This window comes from Streptomyces olivaceoviridis, assembly GCF_014650115.1.
GTDB lineage: Bacteria > Actinomycetota > Actinomycetes > Streptomycetales > Streptomycetaceae > Streptomyces > Streptomyces olivaceoviridis.
Genome location: NZ_BMUI01000096.1, coordinates 1 through 2362, shown reverse-complemented (window position 1 = coordinate 2362; position 2362 = coordinate 1). Strand labels below are relative to the sequence as shown.

The 2362-nt window shown below is 70.6% G+C and carries 2 protein-coding genes; both read left to right on the top strand.

All coding sequences use genetic code 11. From position 1 onward, the window contains the following. Positions 1 to 154: 154 nt before the first annotated feature. Positions 155 to 1057 (top strand): hypothetical protein, encoded by a 903-nt coding sequence (locus IE273_RS43035; RefSeq protein ID WP_189820546.1) that lies wholly within the window; start codon positions 155 to 157, stop codon positions 1055 to 1057. A 17-nt stretch (positions 1058 to 1074) separates the two neighbouring features. Continuing rightward, on the top strand, positions 1075 to 2362 hold a 1288-nt coding region (locus IE273_RS43030), incomplete at its 3' end, for a peptidoglycan-binding protein (RefSeq protein WP_189820545.1).

Genomic DNA, 2362 nt, shown 5'->3' with positions numbered 1-2362 from the left:
ACGGTTGCCGGCCCTCACCGGTAGCCGACAGCTTGAAACGTGCCCTATGTCACATGTGAAGACGCGGTACAACCCGCCCCGCCTCCCGCCCTGTTGAGGCAATCGAACGGGACGGCGACACCCGTGCCGCCCCAGACACACCAGGTGGATACACATGACTCACAGAATCAAGAAGCGCCTCATCTGGCCGACGATGGCAGCGATCGGCGTCATCTCGGTGTCGGCATGCGGGGGGAGCGGCGACTCCGCCACCTCTTCCGCATCGCCCGGCGAGAACGGGCAACCGTCCGCGACTGCCGCGGCCAACGGCGAGCTGGCGGTTCCGGCCGACGCCGACGAGGCGACCAAGAAGAAGTACATCCAGGAGAACGCCGTGGCCGCGTGCATGCGGGCCAAGGGATTCACCTACACCCCGCACGTGTCCTCGGACGAGCCGGCCGCCGCCGACCCCGTCGACGGCCAGGACTACGCCGAGGCGAAGAAGTACCGGCAGAAGTACGGCTTCGGCCTCTGGGCGAAGGCCGTCTACCCCAACGATCCGAAGCTCGACAACGACGGGCCCGCCAACCCGGACTCGTCCTACCTTCGCTCCCTGCCGATGTCGCAGCAGTTGGCCTGGAAGTCCGCCCTCGCGGGCAAGACGGGCAACGAGGGCTGCCTCAAGAAGGGCAGGGAGAAGGCCTACGGACCGGACAAGTCGCAGGCGGAGATCGATCGGCAGACCGCCGAGGACCGCGAGCGCGCGCTCGCCAACCAACAGGCCCTCAACGGTGACTCCCAGCTCGTGGCCCTCGCCCAGTCGTACGCGTCCTGCCTGACCGGGGACGGGATCAACGTCACCACCACGCAGCCGACGTCCATCGGTGACATGGTGAAGTTTCAGGTGGGCGACCAGGTGCCCGCGGGCGGCGTGCAGAGCGTCGGCGCAACGCAGGCGCGCGCGAAGCTGACCCAGGAGATCGACCTCGCGCTCAAGGACCTGACCTGCGGCAAGAACTTCCGCGCGGCGTACTTCCCGAAGCTGGCGAAGCACCCGTTCGAAGGCGTCACCGGATGAAACGGCGCGCACTCCGTATGCCGCAGACCCGTGGCAAGCAGGTCACGGTCGTCATCGCGGCGGTGGTCGTGGTCGGCGCGGGCGGCTGGTTCGCGGGTACGGGGATGCAGTCCCCTGCCGACGCCGCCGCCGCGCACAAGCCGCCCAAGGCCGGACCGGTCACGGTTCCCGTGGCGCACCGTAAGCTGACGGCGACCGTGGTAGCCCAGGGCACCGTGGCGTTCGGTGCCCCGCAGCCGGTCCTCCCGGCCGGAGCCGTGGCCACCACCGGCCCGTCGTCGGACGCACCCGCCGCCCAGCTGGTGACCAGGGCACCGAAACAGGGCGCCACCCTGCACGAGGGCAGCGTCCTGATGCAGATCAGCGGACGCCCGGTGTTCGTGCTCAGTGGTTCCGTGCCGATGTACCGCACGCTCACCCCCGGCATCTCGGGTGACGACGTCCGCCAGCTGCAGATGGCCCTGCGCAGGCTGGGACACGACCCGGGAGGCGTCAACGGCCACTTCGGACCGGGCACCGCCACTGCCGTGGCCAAGTGGTACGAGAGCAAGGGGTACGAGCCGCAGACGCCCAGCGCGCAGGACGATAAGGAACGCGGTGATCTGGAGGAGGCCGTCACACAGGCCCAGCTCGCCCTGCTGCAGGCACAGGGCGGCCAGGGCGCGTCCGGGGACGCGTCCGCGGCGCCGGCCTCGGACGCCGAGCACAGCCTTCGGCTGAAGTCAGCACGCGACCAGCTCAACCGGGCCAACCGTGCGCTCAGCGAGTTCCTGTCGTCCTACGGCACGAAGGTGCCGGCCGGCGAGGTGGTGTTCCTGCCGAACCTCCCGGTGCGGGTCGACAAGGTGACGGCACGTGTCGGCACCGCCCCCGACGGCCCGGTCGCCACCGTGACCAGTTCGGACATCGAGGTGCACGCCGAGATGCCGGCGGCGGACGCCGCTCAGTTGCACCAGGGCATGGCGGCCCGCGTCGAGACCCCGGACGGACACCAGGCCGCCGGTGTGGTGACGAGGATCGGCACCTCGGCGCAGGGCGACACCGGTTCCGGCAGCGACTCCGCCGACGCGTCCGCGACCGTGCCGGTGACCGTCTCGGTGCCGGAGCCGGGCGCGCTGCGGGGCCAGGCGGGTGGATCCGCCAAGATCACCATGGGTCTCCGTTCCTCGAAGGGCACCGCGCTGGTGGTGCCGGTGGCGGCCGTGCACACCACCGCCGACGGGCGGGCCCGGGTGCGGGTGCAGCGCGACGGCAAGATCGTCGACGTACCCGTCACGGTGGGGCTGTCCGCCGCCGGACAGGTCG